The following is a 17580-nucleotide window of genomic DNA, read 5'->3' as shown; positions in this document are numbered from 1 at the left end:
TGTTTCCGAAAAGGTTTAATCATCGCCTTTTCCGCGCGGATGCCCGTGGAGGAGCGTTTTACAACCCCGTGATGATGAAAAGCCTGTTCCCGCAGAAATCCCGTTTCCGGATGGCAAGTTTTAAGTTGATTTGCGATATAATCGTGCGGCGGGGAGGGGATTGTCAAAGATGAACACACGCAACCTAAAATGCTTCCAGACCGTTTACGAGGAAAAAAATCTTCAGACAGCCGCGGGAAAACTTTTTTTGTCGCCGCAGGGATTGAGCAAAGTCATAAAGAGCCTTGAGGATGAGTGCGGCGCCCCGCTTTTCGTGCGGACGAAAGAAGGGTTCGTCCCGACGGCCTGCGGAAAAGTCTTTTATGAGAAATCGAAAATCGTCACGAAGGATTTGAACGAGATGTTCTCGTGCATCGGCGCGATAAACGCGAGGGAGAAGCGGTTCAAAATCGGGTTCGCGTGCGGGACAATCCGCGCCCTTGACGTTTCAATCGTCAGGAAATTCATGGAGGACAACCCGCAGATTCTGGCGAGCTGGCGCGAGCAGGAGAACGACAGCGTGTTTTCCCGCGTCCTGAACAACGAGATTGGGTTCGGCCTTGTCGTGGGAAGCGGCTCGGGCGCGAACCTGAAATCGGTGAAGCTCAAGAGCATCGGCGTCGTCATTTACGTCTACGGCGGGCACCGTCTGTGGGACAAAAGCGAGGTCAGCCTGCTCGACATAAAGGACGAGCCGCTCGTCTGCATGGGGGAGCATTTCAGGATTTACCACGACGTGCTCAACGCGTGCATGATAAAGGGATTCAAGCCGGAGATAATCGCCCGCGTGTCCGAGGGCGAGTCGATTTACCAGCTCGTGAGAAACCGCATCGGAATCGGCGTGTCCCCGAAATTCTTCGGCGATACGGACGAGATAAAAGCCGTCCCGATAAAGGACGCGTACACCTGGGATGTCTACGGAATCTACCGCGAGGACAATCCCGACATCGCTCTTGTCGAGCGCCTGATAAGGAAGCTGAAAGGAGGAATGTGAGCGCTGTCGTTCCGGAAGCGAAAAAATCGGGCGCGGACGGATTTTCGTCGTTTCCGCACGTTGCCGGGGCAAAAATCCTTATACGGCTGCGAAAGAGCGTGTGGGGCATGGACGCGATGTTTTGTGATAGAATCTGCCCGTGTATCATTCGCATACGAGGAGGTTGAATGAAGGCTTATTTTGCGGGAGGGTGCTTTTGGTGCGTCACTCCGATTTATAAAATTTATGGCGTTGACAGCGTTGTCTGCGGGTATTCCGGCGGCGACGAGGTGAATCCGGCTTATGCGGACGTAAAGGCCCAGAAGACGGGGCACAGGGAAACGATTGAGCTTGAATACGAGCCGAAAAACGTGAGCTACGAAAAACTGCTCGACATTTTTCTTTCGAATGTTGACCCGTTTGATGGGCAGGGGCAGTTCATCGACAAAGGGTTTTCGTACACGCTTGCAATTTATTATCAGACCGACGAGGAAAAGGAAATCGCCTCAAGAAAAATCAATGAGCTTGAAGCGCGGAGCGGAAAAAAGACGTATATCGCCGTAGAGCCGTTCAAGTCATTTTACCGGGCAGAAGAAGAGCATCAGGATTATTATCTGAAAAATCCCGAAGCCTTTGAACGCGAGCTAAAAGAAAGCGGCCGGAAAAAATGACCGTGCCCTCGGTCATTCCGAACAGAGAAAAAACAGCCCGGATTCATGCGGAAAACGCGTATCCGGGCTGTTTTTTTAGTTCAGGCAGTACGTCTGCTTGTACGGATGGTCCTTGTTCGGCTCAAGGACGGCATAGTCGCTTTCGATGAGCGAATCGAGGTTGACGTCCCCGAAATACGAGCAGAATTTCTCCAGATACGGCCTGATTTCCGCCAAATCCTTTCCGTGCCCGAGCGTGAGCTTCACGTACGGGGGAACTTCCGGGACTTTCGCGCCGGTGCGGAGGCGCATGTATATTTTTCCGCCGTGCATTCCCGTCGCGATGAAGGTGCCGTTCCCGCGCCGCTCGGCTTTCTGCTCAATATCGAGGACGGCGATGATTCCGCCCGCCTGGTATTCGCCGAGGAACGAGCCTGCCTCGCCGCCGATTATGAGCGCGGGCTGCTGCTCCTTGTACGCCTTCATGTGGATTCCCGCGCGGTAGCCCGTGTTTCCCTTGATGTAAATTGAGCCGCCGCGCATCGCGTATCCCGTCGCGTCGCCGGCGTTCCCGTGGATGACGATTTCGCCGCAGTTCATCGTGTCGCCAGTCGCGTCCTGCACGTTTCCGCGCACCGTAATCGAGCTTCCGTCGAGATAGGAACCAAGCGCGTTTCCGGGAATACCGTCAATCTCGATTTTCTTCCCGGAAAGCCCCGATGCGATGTAGCGCTGGCCCGTGCATCCTTTTATGGAGATTTCGCGGTCGGTGCTCTCGCGGATTTTCTCGTTGAGCTCGCCGAAATCCATTTTTATTCCAGCATTTATCTCAGTCATTTTTTTCAGTTCTCCTTTTTTTGCGTGCGGAAAAATCATTCCCCCGCGTGCTTGATTCCGAGAATCTCAAGCTCTTTTGCGTGAAGCCCGACGCCGCGGAGCATGAGCCTGTTTCCGCGCAGTGCCTCGACGCTGTTGATTCCCATTCCGCCCATCATTTCCTTCAGCTCGTGCGTCCATGCGCGGACGAGGTTCACGAGGCGCTTCGCTCCCCATTCGGGGTCGAGCCTTTTCACCAAATCCGGGTTCTGCGTCGCGATTCCCCAGTTGCATTTTCCCGTCTGGCACGAGCGGCACAGGTGGCATCCCATGGCGAGGAGCGCCGCCGTTCCGATGTAGACGGCGTCCGCTCCGAGCGCAATCGCCTTCACCAAATCCGCCGACGAGCGAATCGAGCCGGAGACGATGAGCGAGCAGTTTCCGCGGATTCCCTCCTCGCGCAGTCGCTGGTCGATTGACGCGAGCGCAAGCTCGACCGGAATTCCCACGTTGTCGCGGATTCTCGTCGGCGCGGCTCCCGTTCCTCCGCGGTATCCGTCGATTGCGATGATGTCCGCGCCAGAGCGCGCGATTCCCGACGCGATTGCGGCGCAGTTGTGGACGGCGGCAATCTTGACGATTATCGGTTTCTTGTAGGAAGTCGCTTCCTTGAGCGAGTAGATGAGCTGCCGCAAATCCTCAATCGAATAGATGTCGTGGTGCGGGGCGGGGGAGATTGCGTCCGTCCCAAGCGGAATCATGCGCGTCGCGGAAACGGAGTCCGTTATTTTTGCCGAGGGAAGGTGCCCGCCTATTCCCGGCTTCGCGCCCTGTCCCATCTTTATTTCGACGGCGGCGCCTGCCGAAAGGTAGTCCTTGTGTACGCCGAACCGTCCCGACGCCACCTGCACGATTGTGTTCGGGCCGTAGGCGTAGAAATCCTCGTGCAGCCCGCCTTCTCCCGTGTTGTAGCAGATTCCAAGTTCCGTCGCCGCCATCGCAAGCGATTTGTGCGCATTGTAGCTTATCGCGCCGTAGCTCATCGCGCCGAACAATATCGGCGTCGAAAGCTCGATGTGCGGGGGAAGCTCCGTCCTGAGCGAGCCGTCCGCGTTCCGCTCGACTTTCTCGTTTCTCTTTCCGAGCATGACGCGCGTCTCCATCGGCTCTCGGAGCGGGTCAATCGGCGGATTCGTCACCTGGCTCGCGTTCACGAGAATCCTGTCCCAGTAGACGGGCTGGTTCGAGAGCGGGTTTCCCATCGACGAAAGGAGCACTCCTCCCGAAGACGACTGCTTGTATATTTCCTTCATCGTCTGCTCCGACCAGTTCGCGTTTTCCTTGAAACGGTTCTCCGAGCGGACAATCTTTATGCAGTGGAGCGGGCAGACCGCAACGCACCGCTGGCAGTTCACGCACTTGGATTCGTCGGCGAACATGGTTTTCGTGCGCTCGTCGAATTTGTGCACTTCGTTCGCGCATTCCTTCTCGCATTTGCGGCAGTTGACGCACGCCGCGCTCCTCAAAACCTCGAATTCCGGGGCGATGTAATCAACCGGCAACATTTCTCTTTCCCTCCTCGTTAAGCTCTACGACAACAGGTTCCCCGCCGCGCGGCGACCAGATTTTGTCGAGGTCGCTTTCCACGACGCGGATGGCGCATTCCTCGCTCGCAAAATACGTCACGCATCCTTTCTGCGCGGCGACCATCGAGCGGAGCTTGAGCCTGTCGTTGAGCGCCATGAGCCCGCCGTTGAACCCGAGGATTATCGAGAACGGCCCGGTGACGAGCAGCTCGCTGAACTGCCTTCTCAAAAATTCAGCCTCGCGCCGCTGTTTTTCGTCCTCGATTTTGGAGATTGTCTCCCAGAACGGGGCCGCGATGACTTTCGCCGCCTCCGTCAGGGTCAGCCCCTGTTTTCGCACGAGGTAGTCGATTATGTACGTTATGACTTCGGTATCGGTCTGGAGATTGCATTTGTAGCCGAACATCTCGACGAAGCGCCTGTTAGCGTCGTAGCTTGAGATTTCGCCGTTGTGGACGACCGTCCAGTCGAGGAACGCGAACGGATGCGCGCCGCCCCACCATCCCGGGGTGTTCGTCGGATAGCGCCCGTGCGCCGTCCACGCGTAGCCCGCGTATTCGTCGAGCCGGTAGAACTCGCCTACGTCCTCGGGGTAGCCCACCGCCTTGAAGACGCCCATGTTCTTTCCCGAGGAGAATATGAATGCGCCGTCAATCATCGAATTCACATGGTTCACTGCTCTTCCCGTGTACTCAAGCTCGTCGAGCTGGCTTGCCGCGAGTTTCGTCTGGAGGGGCGCGACGAAGTACCGCCAGATAAGCGGCTCGTCGTGGATGCGCGGGTGCTTCCTCACCGGAATTTTAGACAGGTTCACGATGTCGAACTTCGTCTCAAGGAAAAGCTCCGTCTCGTGTTTCGCCGAAAGCGACGAGTAGAAGATGTGCAGCGCGTAATACTGCTTGTATTCGGGGTAGATTCCGTACCCCGCAAACCCGCCGCCAAGCCCGTTCGAGCGGTCGTGCATCGTGGAGATTGAGCGGATAATCGAGCTTCCGTCCATGCGCCTCCCCGACGCGTCGAAAATTCCGGAAATCGCGCAGCCGGACGGAATGCGCGTCTCCCCTTCAAAAAGCAATGCCATTTGTTTGTACCCCCGATTGCCGTTCTGAAAAAAAAATGGCGTTCCCGCACGGGCATGAAAACCCCTCCGGTGAACGCCATCGTCCATGCGGGCAAAAAAAATAGGGTTCGGCGGAAAGACGCGAATACACGTATCTTTCCGCCGAACCCCATTGTCCGCAACGGCAAGCATAATAGAACGCGCTATGAAAAAAATCAAGTTTGCCGCGCCTCTTAATCAAAAAAAACGCGCAAAAAAGGCGCGGAACCGGCATCACCGCCGCACAGGTCTGATGAACGGCGGCTATTTTTTTGTTCCGTGCATTTTCTTTGCGGTTCTGATAATCGCGGCCTGGCTTTTTTCGATGTCCTTGAGCCGGACGGGACCGGTAAATTCGCATGCCTCGCGGATTTTTGCGGCGATTTTTTTCGGGAGGCTGCCCATCACTTTTGTCCGGACCTCGTCGGACACGTTTTTCAGCGCGAGCACGACATCATTGAAACTCGACGCGCGCATGATTTTCAGGATTTCGTCCTCGTCAAAGAACAGGAGAAAGTCGAAATCGATTTCTGAATCGTCTTCGGCTTCCTCGACTTGACCGTCCTCCTCCTTTTCTTCGGCGAAGAACGCGCGTATTTCATTGTCGCTTGCGATTTTTTCGTCATCAATCCGTTTTTTGTGCGAGAGATAATCCGCTGCGTTCGCGCCCATCATCATTGCGCTTTCAATCATTATGGTTTCCGAGGAGAATCCTTCGCAGACGGCAATGATTCCCTCCGCGCCAATCTTCAGGGACAGTTTTCTCTCTTCGCTTGAAACGGACGAGCTTACCGCGTATTTCGCGATGTCCCTGATTTTTTCCCGATCGCATCCGTCCACGACGAGGTGGATGAGCGTGCTGAAGACGAGATGCTCCTCGTCTGTAAGCTCGATTTCCCGTAGCGCCGGCAAAAAGTCGCCGCATTCCTTGTCGAACATGATTTTGTGCGACGAAAAATCGGCGCGTTCGTCCAGGCCGAGAAGCCCTTCGCGCCGCGCGATTTCGGAAAGCGACACGACCATATCCGCGACGTCGAACAGGTGCGCGCGCTTTTTTTCGTCGAGGATTTTTTCCGTGGGGATTCCTTCAAAAAGATTCATGTCAGGCTCCTTTTTTGGCGGACGCGCGGAAATATGATACCCGCGCGCCGCTCCTGTTTATTGTAGGCGGAAAATGGGGCGCGTAAAGGAAAACGGCGGAAAAATGTTCTTTTCGCTTGAGGCCGTTATTCCGTCGTGAAGAGCGCCGCGAGCGTCTCCGCGTCCGTTGCGATGTTCCTCACGATGCAGTATTCGTTCGGCTGGTGGCAGACCTCGTCCATCGTCGACCATATCGCGGCATCGAACCCGAGATTCCGCAGCTCCGCGCCGACCGTGCCCCCGCCGATTCCGATGGGGCGCGCCTCGATTCCGTGCGCTTTCTTTATCGCGTCCTTGAGCCGCCTGACGACCGGCGCGTCGGCGCTTGTCGCGGGCGATTCCTGATGCTGCAGCTCCTCGACCTCGATTTTGACGCCGTGCTTCGCCTCGATTGCCGCGACCCGTTTGTCGATTTCGGCGCGGACTTCCTTGAGCGTGTAGCGCGGGAGAATCCGGCAGTCCATGAAGAACACGTCGTCGCCGGGGATGATGTTCACCGTCTCGACGTTCGCTGATTTCTTTGTCGGCTGGAACGTCGACCACGTGGGGTTGAACATCTCGTCGCGTTCCCCGAAGAAATGCTCGAGGTCGTTGAGCGACAGCGCAAGCTCGCAGCCCGCGAGGAATGCGTTCTTCCCTTTGTCCGGCATCGAGCCGTGGCTCTGGAGCCCCGTCGTGTGGAGGCGCAGCCACAGGATGTTCTTCTCCGCGACTTCGATTGTCTCGCCTTTCGGGTCTCCGCCGTCCGGGATGATGATTATGTCTTCCTTCCTGAAAAGGGCAGGATGCTTTTTGAGGAGGAATTTGATTCCGTATTCGGAGCCGAATTCCTCGTCAGCCATGAAAAGAAGCTTCACTGTGTGCTCGGGGACAATCCCGTTGTCGAGCAGCGCCTTCGCCGCAAAAACGCCGGAGACGAGCCCCTGCTGGTTGTCCTCGACGCCGCGCCCGAACAGTTTCCCGTCCTTCTCGACGACGGTCCACGGGTCGCTTTCCCACATAGCAAGGTCTCCCGGCGGGACGACATCGAGGTGAGCCATCACCCAAATCGAAAAATCGTCCTTCTTTCCGGGAACCGTCACCACGAGGTTCGGTCTCTTTCCCTGCGGAACTCTCTCGTCGTCAGCGTCGAACCGCTCGAACGAAACGGCTCCGTCCGCAAATCCGAGCTTTCTCAGGTGCGATTCGAGCGCGGCGCATTTTTCCATCTCTCCCTTACCGCCGCTTTCCGGAGCCATTGCCGGTATCGCCGTAAGAATTTTCTCCATCTCGACCATGAGCGGGATGTCCCCCGCTATCGTCGCCTTCATTTTCTCGAAATCTGTCATGCTTTCATCTCCGTTTTCTTTTTTCTGCGGGGATTCTAGCATTTTTTTTTGATTTCTTCTCGCGCGCTCAGAAATGCCCGCTGTGGTGCGAGTGGCTTCTGCTTCCGCCGCCGGACGAGGAATTTTCGTTGTGGTGGATTGTCCTCGTCGTCGAATGCGTGTACGTGTCTCGGGAGCGTGACAGGGCGAGGCTTCCCGAGGCGTACCTGTCCGCGTCATGGGCAAGAGCTACGTTGTCGAGCTTTTTCATTTCCTTGCGGTAAAGCGCGAACGAGATGATGATGCTGACGATGAGCGCGATGGCGAACATAATCGCGATTTGCTTTTTCTTTTCCGCACAGGCTTCCGCGTCGTGGTTCATGAGGATTGTGCTCGCGCATTCCGTAAAATCGAGGAGGCCGGTGTTCCAGTCGTCTGACGAAAAATCGCTGAGGAACGATTGCTCAAGCCTGTTGCACGCCGAATGGGAGAAGAGCTCCTGCCCGTGTCCGATTACGTCGAGGTCGTACGTCCTGTCCTTCACCGCGATGAAAAGAAGGAGGCAGCCCCGCCTGTCGTCGAACGGAATGACGCGGAGCGCTTTTTCCGCGGCGTCCTCCGTGTCGTATCCGTATTCGCTGAACGATTTTGCCGTGACGATGAACACGTCTGTCGGAAATGTCAGCGAAATCGACTCAAGCTTTGCCGACAGGGCGTCCTTCTGCACCTGCGTCAGGATTCCCGCGCCGTCCCTGATGAATTCTTTCGCGCCCAAAAACGGGGCGAGCGCGACGAGGAGCGCGAAGGCTATTGCCCTCGCTTTCGTTTTCGTTTCCATTTTTTCCTCCGTTGTCAGATTACGAATTTCGCCGCGAGCGCAATCAGTGAGGCGAACACTGCCAGCGACACGAGGAAATTCCGCGCGTTGTATGCGAATACCTCGCTTTTTCCCGCCGGAAGTGTTCCCGCGACTTTTCCGGTCTGCCCGTTGACCGCGAAGAGGAACCGCTCGCCGTTGTATTTCGTGTAGAGAAGCCAGACGGGGACAAGCCCGTATCTCACTTTTCCGTTGCGGAACGTTATGTTGCTCTGCTTGAGCGACACCGAGTCGTAGCCGCTGACGGACGCGCGGAGCGAGGAAACGAACGACTCGGAGCATCTCCGCTCGGCGCGCGGCGTGCATTCCTCTATCGTGTCGTCGAATTTGTCCGCGAGGTATCCCGGAAGATACGCCGTGGAGAAATCCTTCATCGCGGAGAAATCGAACGGCTCGAGGGAATCCATCAAATCGTCGGGCATTTTCTTCGACGCGTCCACCGGAATAGACTCGAAGTCGAGCGAGCCAGTCCGCTCGCATTCGAAATGCCTCGTCGTAATCGTCTCCGTGTTGCCCCTGCGCGAGCGGCTCGTCGTCGTCGTCCTGAAAACGGCCGAGCCTTCCGTCTTTCCGTCGAAGAACCAGAACGGGACGTAGATTCCCTTCGTCTCCTCGAGGTGGTTTTTGTCCGAGAAAAGTTTCGGGAGGAATTTTTTGTTCTTGTAGAAATCGCCCAGGCGCGCGACCGCCTCTTTTTTCGTTATGGCGAACGGGATGACGCAGTTCGGCTTGAGCGCGCCCGAGAACTGCTTTTCCATAATCGCGGGATTGTCGCAGTAGGGGCATTTCGTCGCGGCTGTCGTCTTGTCGCAGATTATCGAGGCTCCGCACGACGGGCACGAGTATTCCTTCATCGAGCCGGATTCGCTTCCCCATTCCGATGAAAGCGAGTCGGTGCTCCATTCCGCGCCCTCGTTTCCGATGTCCGCCTCTTTCTCCTGTTCTCCGGAATCGGCGGTCTCCTGGACTTTGTTCTTCGACTCGATTTCCTCGACGGTGTAGCTGCTGTCGCAGTATTCGCACGTCACTTTTCCTGTTTTCGGGCTGAATATGAGCCCGCCGCCGCACGCCGGGCATTTGTAGTTGTTCGTCTTTTCCATGCCGTCTCCAGTTTTCCGCCCGAAGGAAAAATCCCCCGGGCGCTTTTGTCATCCTACGATGTCGCCTTCATTGAACGGATCGCCGCATTCCGGGCAGAACTTCGGCGGGTTTTTCGGGTCGGAAGGCTCCCAACCGCATTTGTCGCATCGGTAGAGGGGCGCTCCTGCCGGCTTCGGCTTTCCGCATTCCATGCAGAATTTTCCCTTGTTGACGGTCCCGCACGAGCACGTCCAGCCGGTCGTTTCCGCGGGCTTCGGCTTTCCGCATTCCGGGCAGAATTTTCCCTCTGCCGTCGCCCCGCACGAGCATTTCCACGATGCAGGTGAATTTTTCGGGCTTTCTGCCTGCCTCGGGGCTGATTGCGCCGTCTTGTTCTGCTGCGCGGCTCCCATCGCGAACAGGTTCTGCGCGTTGAATCCGCCGGCACCCGCCGCCATGTTCATCCCCATGAACGCGTGCGCGGCTCCGCTTGCGTTTCCCGCCGCCGTCTCCATTGCGTTCGCCTGCGCACCGACGAGGCGAGCCGCCGCCATCGTGGGGTCGGTGTACGCCGCCATCTCCTGCATCTGCTTGATTTTCTTCGCGTCCTCCTCGTCTGCCGTTACAGAGGAGACTCCGAACGAGACGATTTCGATTCCGCGGAGGTTCCGCCATTTTTCGGAAAGGTTCTTGTTGAGGAATTCCGCAAGCTCCGTCGTGTGGCCGGGAAGGGCGGAGTAGCGGATTCCCCGCTCGGAAAGAAGCGCGAACGACGGCTGGAGCGCGGTGAGAAGCTCCGCCTTGAGCTGCCCCATAATCTGCTCGCGCGTGAATTCCGTCTGGACGTTCGCGCAGACGTTCGTGTAGAAGAGAATCGGGTTCGAAATCCTGAAGCTGTATTCGCCGAAGCACCGTATCGAAATGTCCATGTCGATTCTCGCGCGCTCGTCTACGACCCTGAACGGGACGGGAGATGCCGTGCCGTATTTGTTTCCGGGGATTTCCTTCGTGTTGATGAAATAAACGCGCTGGTCTTTCGGTGCTTCCCCGCCGAACGTGAACCGCTTTCCGATGCTCTTGAACGTGCTGATGATTCCCTCTCCGAGCCCGCCCGAAAAAATAGACGGCTCCGACGACGAGTCGTACTTGAATTCGCCCGGCTCCGCGCACAGCTCCACGACTTTTCCCTGGTCGACGATTATCATGCACTGCCCGTCGGCAACGGCGATAACGGAGCCCTGCGTTATGATGTTGTCCGATCCCGATTTGTTCGACGAGCGCCCGCCGACCCGTTTTTCCGCCTTCGCGACGAGCGTGTCTGCGTCGAGCGCATCGCAGTAGAAATATTCCTTCCATGAGTCGGCGAGCGTTCCCCCGACCGCGCCTGCCGCAGCTTTCAAAAGTCCCATCTTTGTCCTCCTTTTTCATCAAAAAAACGAGCTGCCCGAAAAATCAGACAGCTCGTTTGAATCGGCTGTTTTTCTGAACGGAAAATTGAAAATTATTGTCCGGATAAAATAGATTCTAACAGCAGAACGCCGCCTTGTCGAAAAAAAAACGCCCGGAACTGAATCACGTCAATTCCGGGCGTCGCATCACCCGAGGAGGGCGGCTTGTGCTTCCCATTCCTCGGTGAGGGCGTCTATTTTCGCGGAAAGCTCCTCGATTTTTTTCTGGACGGCTTTCGCTTTCTCTCCGTTCGAGTAGACGTCGGGGTTCGCCATCTTCGCTTCCTCGGCGGCTTTCTCCTCCTCCGCGGAAGCGATTTCCGATTCGAGCTTCTCCACCGCCTTCTCGATTTTCCGGCGTTCGGCGTCCGCTTTTTTCTGCTCCTCCCAGGAAAGCTTTGTCGCGGATTTTGTTTCCTCGGGCTTTTTCTCTGTTTTCTTTTCAGACGGGGAAGCCGTGGCGGAGACGATGCCGTTCCGCTCGTCCTCAAGGCGCTGCATATAGTAGCGGTAGTCGCCGGGGAAAACCCGCCATTCGCCCGGCTTGAGCTCAAGGACGCGCGTTGACAAATCCTCGATGAAGCCGCGGTCGTGGCTGACGAAGATTACCGTCCCGCCGAAATCCTTGAGCGCGTCGAGGAGGACGTCCTTCGAGTGCATGTCGAGGTGGTTCGTCGGCTCGTCGAGAATCAGAAGGTTCACCGGGCGGAGTAGGAGCTTGAGGAGCGCGACGCGGCTTTTCTCTCCGCCGGAAAGCATGTCTATCGATTTGAAAACGTCGTCGCCCCGGAACAGGAACGCGCCGAGCATGTCGCGGATTTTCGGAATCAGCTCAAGTGGAGCCTCCGCCTCGATTGTATCGAGCACGGTTCCGCTTCCCTTGAGGCTTTCCGCGTTGTCCTGAGAGAAGTAGCCGACCTCGACGCCCGCTCCGAGCTTGACGCTTCCGCCCGTCGCCGTGTCGACTCCCGCAATCATACGGAGGAGCGTCGATTTTCCGGCGCCGTTGTGACCCGCGACGACGAGCCTGTCGCCGTTCTCGATTACGAGGTCGAGGTTGTCTATGACGTTCCGCTCGCCGTCGTATGATTTTGTCAGTCCCTGAATCGTCGCGACAAGACGCCCGGAATGCGGCGCCTGCGGGAATTTGAAGCGTATCTTCTTGAGCGATTCGGGAATCACGATTTCGTTTTCCTTTATTTTGTCGAGCATTTTCTGGCGTTCCTGCGCCTGCGCGGCTTTCGTCGCCTTCACGCCGAAGCGGTCGATGAATTCCTGAAGGTGCCTGATTTCCGCCTGCTGCTTCTCGTATTCCCTCATCAGCGTCTCGAGCTCGACCTCGCGGACTTTCTCGTAATGGGAGAAATTGCCCGGATAGCGGTGGAGGTTCCCGCCGAAAAGCTCGTACACTTCGTTGATTGTGTGGTCGAGGAAGTACCTGTCGTGGCTGACGAGGAGGAACCCGCCCTTGAAATTCACGAGGAACGACTCAAGCCATTCGCGCGCGTCGAGGTCGAGGTAGTTCGTCGGCTCGTCGAGAAGGAGTATGTCGGGATTCACCATGAGGCTTTTCGCGAGCGCGATTCTCATCTGCCATCCGCCGGAGAATTCCTCGCACCGCCTGTCCAAATCCCCGCGCGAGAAGCCTAGCCCGACGAGAATCTGCTCCGCAAGCGCGCTTCTCCTGTTCCAGCCCGAATCCTCAAGCTCGTTTATTATCTTGTCGTGGCGCTCGAGAAGCGCGTTCTGGTTCCCGTTCCCCGATTTCAGCGCGTCGCCGATTTCATCAAGCTCCTTCTGAAGTTCGTAGCCGAACTGGAACGCCTTGTCGGCCTCCTCCCGGAGCGTCGTCCCCTTGTGCGTAAGCCCGCTTTGCGGAAGGTATGCGATGCGCGCGCCTTTTTCCGCCGTCCTTTTTCCGCTGTCGGGCTGGACAAGCCCCGCCATCACTTTTATGAGCGTCGATTTTCCTGTTCCGTTCGCGCCCGTAAGCGCCGCCTTCGTTCCCGTCATGAGGTTCACGGAAACGTCCTTCAGTATGTCGCGGTCCCCGAATGCGAGCGAGACCTGCGAGAATTGTACGAATGCCATTCTTTTTCCTTTCGATATGCCTTGAAATTGGTGGTGGAGACTTCCCCGAGCGCGCCGCCTGAATCAGCGCTTTTCGAGGAAGATGACTGCCGGCGACTGCCCGCGCGAGTTGACGACGTTGTTCTTTATCGAGGCGCCGCCCGCGTCCTCAAGCCGTATTCCTTTTTCCGTCATCTTGTAGATGAAATTGTTCTCCGAAGCGGAACCGTCGAACCTGAACGTGAGGATTCCGTCGTATGACGACTGAAGCTGCTTCGAGAGGTAGTACTTTACGGAGACGGTGCCGCTTCCCCGCGCCCCGCTTTCGATTATCTTGGAGTCGGACAGGAGCTTCGTGTTCTGCCAGGTGAAGGAGAACGAGCCGTTTGCCGGCGTTATCGTGAGCGTCCCGTAGTTCGAGCTTGAGAACGTCGGGCCGAATCCCGCGATTTTCTGTATTTCGCGGATTCTGCGGCTCCGCTCGTTCTTTATGAGCGCGGGGATGTCCTCCTTTGTCGTGGAGAACTTCACGTTCTTCGGCTTTCCGTTCTCCATGTACTGCACGGTGATGTCGTCGTCCCCGTTTATCGTCGCGGTGACGCTCGCGCCCTCGAACCGGTACTGCTTTCCCGTTATCTTCCTGATTTTCGTGAAAGTCTGCTCGTTCTGCCCGTCCGCCGTCAGTATGGAAAGCTTTCCCGTCTGCTCGTCGAAGGTGAACCCGTACTGCTCGTCGAACCTGTCGAGGTCGATTCTCTTCGCCTTTATGAGGTCCTCGTATTCTGCGGGAACCCATTTCTTCCCGCGCAGAATCTGGAGGAGCTTGTCCGTCTCGCCCTTTTTTTCCGATGCCGCTTTTTCCCGCCTGCCGCCGGTCTCCGAATCGTATATGTCGAGGTTGTGCGAGAAGCACCATCCCTGCGTTCCGTCGGCGGTGAGGACGCGGTACCATTCGCCGTCAATCGTTCCCTTTCCGTTCGAGACTGCCGCGCCCTTGCCCTTGTACAGCACGCGGATTATTTCCTTCGCCCGGAGCCGGTAGACCTGTTTCGCGGTGTTCACCGGCTCCGCCCGTATCGGAAGTCCGTCAAGCTTGACCTCGGCGTATTTGTTCGCGAAGTCCGCGTATGCCGCTGCCATTCTGAGCGCCGATTTCTTTCCTTCCGGCTCGGAAACCTGCCATATCGGGATTTCCTTGTTTCCCTGCCCTTCGGGAAGCTCGATTATGTATGAGTGGGTGATGTTCGATTTGACTATGACCTTTACGATGTCGCCGTCTTCCAGCCCGTTGCTCTCGTCGCCCCAAAGTACGACGGAATATCCGATTGTTTTCGTGCATGACGGGAATACGGCGCACGCCGCCGCAAGAATTATCGTTCCCTTTATCTTTCTGAAGTCCATTCGCCAATTATACAAAAACCCGCCCGGAGGGAAAAGGAAGGAATGCGCATTCCCCTCGGGCGGGATTTTTCCGGCTGCTCAGCGGATTTTGAAAATGATTCCGACGATTGCGAGCGTGACGAGAATCTGTATCATCAGGAATTTGATGAGAACCTGCGTCGGGCTCCAGTCGTGGTTTTTCCGCATGTGGTCGTGGAGCGGGAAGCGAACCGTCGTGAAAATCGATATGTGGAGGAAACGCTTGAGCGCGACCTTCACGAGCCCCAGCCCCCCGTTGATGAAGATGACGGACGATGTCGCCAAAATGATGAACGGATTTCCCGTCACCATGACGCCGATTCCGATGAAGAACCCGAGCGCGCGGCTTCCGGCGTCGCCCATGAGGACATGGCTGGGGTAGGCGTTGTGCCAGAGGTATCCCATAAGGACGCCCGCGAGGCAGAACGTCATGACCGCCCAGGAGGCGCCGTCCTTTATGTGCGGGACGAGGAGGTATGCGGCGATGTCCTTGTGGCCGAGCACGAAATAGAAAAGCGAGCCGAGCGTTATGAGCGCGACGAGTACGAGCGTGGAGCTCAGCCCGTCGACGCCGTCGGTGCAGTTCGTCGTGTTCACCGAAACCCAGAGTATCACCGTCGAAATCGCGACGAACAGCCACGGCGCCACCGGGACGGAATGCGCGAAGAACGGGAACCAGAACTTTATCGTCCCGTCGTCGGAGGTGTTCTTCATGTAGAGCGCGATGACGACGGATGCCGCCACGCTCAAAACGAGGTCGAGGATTGCCTTCCTGTATTCGCCCCACGACGCCTTGCTTGCGTCGTCAAGATAGCCGGTGAGCATCATGAGCCATATGAGCGCGATGAGCGCCGTCTTCTCCCAGTCGAACGGCACGAAAATCACAGACAGGAGCGCGAACACGGAAACCCAGACGACGCCCGAGCCGGTGGGTTTTCCCTTCGCCGCCTCCGCCGAGACGGTGAATTCCCTTCCGCGGTCGTGCGGAAGCCTGTCGTAGAAGGAGGGGAGCCCGTATCTTACGATTATGAAGCCTGCGTACAGCGCGAGGACTATGAGGACCGTGTATGATTGCAAAAGCCTTGCAGGACCGAAAAACTGCGTCAAAAAACCGCCGAAATTGTAAAGCATAATGATTCATTATCGGAGAACGGGCATTTTTCTTCAATAATGCTGTTCGGAATCCGCTGTTTTGGGGACATGTATCGGGCGATTCCGGCGGCAAGAGTGCCGATATTAAACGTGTTCGGATTGTTGCCGAGCAGGTTGCCTTTGCCGGGGATGCCCGGAAGCGCTGTCAGAAAGGCAACAAAAATTAAGGAGGAGAAAATGATTTTTGATATCAGCTTTTCCCGGAGAGGATGCCGCTTTTCGGGAAAGGTTCTTGCGGCGGCGGCGTGCCTGGCTTTTTCGTCCGCGTTTTTTGCGGGATGCTCCGCCTCCGCTGACGGAAGCGTCACGGAACTTACGGTTTGGTACGGACCTTCCTCAAGCGATTCCCCGCCGCCGCCAGACGACTGGAGCTTCATCGCGCGTGTCAGGGAGGAGCTCGGCATAAAGCTCACCATCGTCCCTCTTCCGTCTTCCGTCGCCGACCAGAACGAGAAGATTGAGGCTGCCGTCAGGAGCAGGAGCCTTCCCGATTTGTTCATGGTGACGAGCGACGAGCTTGTCTCCCTCGCGAAGCGGAACGAAATCGCGCGCGTGGACAGAATGTACAAGATGATGCCGTACCGTACCGCGCACATGTACGATGAGGACGCCCGGGCCGCATCCTCCTTCGACGGGGCTTCGTACGGGCTTTCACAGTCTGGCTCAATCGCGCGCAACGAGGGAATCTTCATACGGAAGGATTGGCTCGACAAACTGAACATGCCGGTCCCGGAGACGCTTGAGGATTATATGAACGTCATGCGCCGGTTCACGACCGACGACCCGGACGGAAACGGAAAGAACGACACGTTCGGATACGGCGCGTTCATCGAGACGACGGTGATGAGCGGAGGCTTGGGGCGCAGGCTTGAGCCGTTCTTCGGGGCGTTCGGCGTTGCGGGGACGTTCAACATGACGAAGAAAAATGCCGGGCTGAACATATACAAGGAAGGATTCTACGACGCGGTCGAATTCATCCAGAAAATGGTCATGGAGCGCGTAATCGACCCGAACTGGCTCGCGTACGGCAAGGACGATTTCCGCGAGGCGTGGAAGAACGGGCGTTTTGGGATAATGCGCGAGCAGAACGCGGCTTTCGGGCTTGAGCGCGGCTACAAGCCGTTCGATGAGAAATTCCCCGACGGCGAGTGGATTCTCATAAACCCGCCGAAGGGGCCGGACGGATTGCAGTCCGTCGGCTGCTACACGCAGGGTTACAGGACGTATGCCGTAAGCCGCCGCGCCGCTGAGCTGGACAAGCTTCCGGCGATTGCGCGCCTCCTTGAGTGGATGAGCACCGACGCGTATTATCTCGTCGCGTACGGAGAGGAGGGTGTCAACTTCATGTTCGATTCCGACGGCAAGGTGACGACGGAAGGCCTTCCCGACCCGGAACTCGCGTATTCGAAGACGGCCGCCGCCCCGTTAATCCAGCTTCGGAACATGGTCTTCTACAACAGCGACAGCGAGCTTTCCGCGCGCTATCCGGAGTGGACGACGAAAAACGGAAAGAAGATAAGCGCGCTTTCGATTCTCCGCGACATGCAGTCCCGCCCGTGGACTGCGGCGCTGGGAGCGGACAGGCTTCCCCCGCCGCCCCCGGAGCTCAAGAAGATGTACGAGAACGGAATCCTCGACTTCGTGACGGGCAAGAGAAGCCTTTCCCGCGACAACTGGAAGAGCTTTCTTGCCGAGTTCGACCGTCTCGGCGGCAAAAAATGGGAAGCCGAGTGCATCTCGTTCGCCGAAGACAACAGGCTGCTTGGGGAAGCCGCTCGCATTGATAGCGCGCGTTAATCTTTGATTTACGGAGCGAGCGGATGCGCAACGAGTTGCGCCCTTTTTGGATGGAGCGCGTGCTCGCATTGATAACGCTCGTTAATCTTTGATTTACGGAGCGAGCGGATGCGCAACGAGTTGCGCC

At 57.0% G+C, this 17580-nt stretch carries 14 protein-coding genes; 3 read left to right on the top strand and 11 right to left on the bottom strand.

Annotated features, from left to right (window positions below; all coding sequences use genetic code 11):
- The first annotated feature begins 169 nt into the window (after window positions 1-169).
- The gene (locus TRESADRAFT_RS11680) at window positions 170-1033 is read left to right on the top strand and encodes a LysR family transcriptional regulator (RefSeq protein ID WP_002705913.1); all 864 of its coding nucleotides are present in this window, start codon (window positions 170-172) and stop codon (window positions 1031-1033) included.
- 167 nt (window positions 1034-1200) lie between these two features.
- On the top strand, window positions 1201-1683 hold the full coding sequence (gene msrA, locus TRESADRAFT_RS11675) for a peptide-methionine (S)-S-oxide reductase MsrA (protein ID WP_002705910.1): 483 nt from the start codon (window positions 1201-1203) through the stop codon (window positions 1681-1683).
- A 75-nt stretch (window positions 1684-1758) separates the two neighbouring features.
- Here the strand turns inward: msrA and TRESADRAFT_RS11670 are convergent, their stop codons facing one another.
- The 11 genes from TRESADRAFT_RS11670 to TRESADRAFT_RS11620 all read right to left on the bottom strand — a co-directional run bounded on the left by TRESADRAFT_RS11670 (window position 1759) and on the right by TRESADRAFT_RS11620 (window position 15635).
- Window positions 1759-2499 (bottom strand): GltB/FmdC/FwdC-like GXGXG domain-containing protein, encoded by a 741-nt coding sequence (locus TRESADRAFT_RS11670; RefSeq protein ID WP_002705909.1) that lies wholly within the window; start codon window positions 2497-2499, stop codon window positions 1759-1761.
- A gap of 35 nt (window positions 2500-2534) precedes the next feature.
- Window positions 2535-4043 (bottom strand): glutamate synthase-related protein, encoded by a 1509-nt coding sequence (locus TRESADRAFT_RS11665; RefSeq protein WP_002705908.1) that lies wholly within the window; start codon window positions 4041-4043, stop codon window positions 2535-2537.
- Window positions 4030-5145 (bottom strand): class II glutamine amidotransferase, encoded by a 1116-nt coding sequence (locus TRESADRAFT_RS11660; RefSeq protein WP_002705907.1) that lies wholly within the window; start codon window positions 5143-5145, stop codon window positions 4030-4032. The genes TRESADRAFT_RS11665 and TRESADRAFT_RS11660 overlap by 14 nt, the downstream gene beginning before the upstream one ends.
- 282 nt (window positions 5146-5427) lie before the next feature.
- Window positions 5428-6264, bottom strand: coding sequence for a FliG C-terminal domain-containing protein (locus TRESADRAFT_RS11655; RefSeq protein ID WP_002705906.1), 837 nt, complete (start codon window positions 6262-6264; stop codon window positions 5428-5430).
- A 125-nt stretch (window positions 6265-6389) separates the two neighbouring features.
- Complete coding sequence (locus tag TRESADRAFT_RS11650) at window positions 6390-7631, bottom strand: M20 family metallo-hydrolase (protein WP_002705905.1); 1242 nt, start codon at window positions 7629-7631, stop codon at window positions 6390-6392.
- A gap of 67 nt (window positions 7632-7698) precedes the next feature.
- Window positions 7699-8448 (bottom strand): TPM domain-containing protein, encoded by a 750-nt coding sequence (locus TRESADRAFT_RS16315; RefSeq protein WP_002705904.1) that lies wholly within the window; start codon window positions 8446-8448, stop codon window positions 7699-7701.
- A gap of 14 nt (window positions 8449-8462) precedes the next feature.
- Window positions 8463-9587 (bottom strand): TFIIB-type zinc ribbon-containing protein, encoded by a 1125-nt coding sequence (locus TRESADRAFT_RS16310; RefSeq protein WP_002705903.1) that lies wholly within the window; start codon window positions 9585-9587, stop codon window positions 8463-8465.
- A gap of 48 nt (window positions 9588-9635) precedes the next feature.
- Window positions 9636-10976 (bottom strand): SPFH domain-containing protein, encoded by a 1341-nt coding sequence (locus tag TRESADRAFT_RS11635; RefSeq protein WP_002705902.1) that lies wholly within the window; start codon window positions 10974-10976, stop codon window positions 9636-9638.
- 186 nt (window positions 10977-11162) lie between these two features.
- A complete protein-coding gene (locus TRESADRAFT_RS11630; protein ID WP_002705901.1) occupies window positions 11163-13106 on the bottom strand; it encodes an ABC-F family ATP-binding cassette domain-containing protein in 1944 nt (647 codons plus the stop codon).
- A gap of 63 nt (window positions 13107-13169) precedes the next feature.
- On the bottom strand, window positions 13170-14486 hold the full coding sequence (locus TRESADRAFT_RS11625) for an SH3 domain-containing protein (RefSeq protein ID WP_002705899.1): 1317 nt from the start codon (window positions 14484-14486) through the stop codon (window positions 13170-13172).
- Window positions 14487-14564: 78 nt separating this feature from the next.
- The gene (locus TRESADRAFT_RS11620) at window positions 14565-15635 is read right to left on the bottom strand and encodes an MraY family glycosyltransferase (protein ID WP_002705897.1); all 1071 of its coding nucleotides are present in this window, start codon (window positions 15633-15635) and stop codon (window positions 14565-14567) included.
- 198 nt (window positions 15636-15833) lie between these two features.
- Between TRESADRAFT_RS11620 and TRESADRAFT_RS11615 the strand changes: the two genes are divergently transcribed.
- On the top strand, window positions 15834-17453 hold the full coding sequence (locus TRESADRAFT_RS11615) for an extracellular solute-binding protein (protein ID WP_002705896.1): 1620 nt from the start codon (window positions 15834-15836) through the stop codon (window positions 17451-17453).
- Window positions 17454-17580 lie beyond the last annotated feature (127 nt).

It is taken from the genome of Treponema saccharophilum DSM 2985, assembly GCF_000255555.1.
In the GTDB taxonomy this organism is placed as follows: Bacteria; Spirochaetota; Spirochaetia; order Treponematales; family Treponemataceae; genus Treponema_D; species Treponema_D saccharophilum.
Note: the sequence above shows the minus strand (reverse complement) of the source record. Positions and strands in the feature narration are given on the sequence as shown.